This window comes from Mesorhizobium sp. 2RAF45 (assembly GCF_052115225.1).
Lineage (GTDB): Bacteria > Pseudomonadota > Alphaproteobacteria > Rhizobiales > Rhizobiaceae > Mesorhizobium > Mesorhizobium jarvisii.
Map to the genome: position 1 here is coordinate 1 of NZ_JBFRGG010000045.1, position 451 is coordinate 451.

A 451-nucleotide genomic window follows, 5' to 3' on the forward strand; every position below is an offset into this window, starting at 1 on the left:
CCCGAAGACTTCACGGACCTGGCCGCCGCGCCCGCCCCGTCGGGCGGCGCCCTGGTCCAGGCCCCGCTGCCCGGCCTGTCGGTTCCCGGCCCTGGCGGCGGCCCTCTGCCGGTGATCGCGCCTGACGGCCGCACGGTCGCCGAAGCCTATGCCCGCCCGTTCACGCCCGACGGCCGCCCGCGCGTGGCCCTGGTGATCGGGGGCCTCGGCCTCAACGCCCAGACCACCCGCGCCGCCATCGAGACCCTGCCGCCCGAGATCACCCTGTCGTTCGCCCCCTATGCCGAAGGGCTGCAGGGCTGGATCGACCTGGCCCGCTCGCACGGGCACGAGGTGCTGCTCGAGACGCCGATGGAGCCCAACGACTATCCGGCCAACGATCCGGGCCCCTACACCCTGATCGCCGCCAACCGCCCCGACGAGACCGTGCGCAAGCTGGAATGGCTGATGT

1 protein-coding gene is annotated in these 451 nt (G+C 74.1%); it reads left to right on the forward strand.

Annotation, left to right across the window (positions count from 1 at the left end; all coding sequences use genetic code 11):
- Positions 1–451, forward strand: a 451-nt coding sequence (locus AB4Z43_RS33510) for a divergent polysaccharide deacetylase family protein (RefSeq protein WP_441941004.1), incomplete at both ends; no start/stop codon positions are given.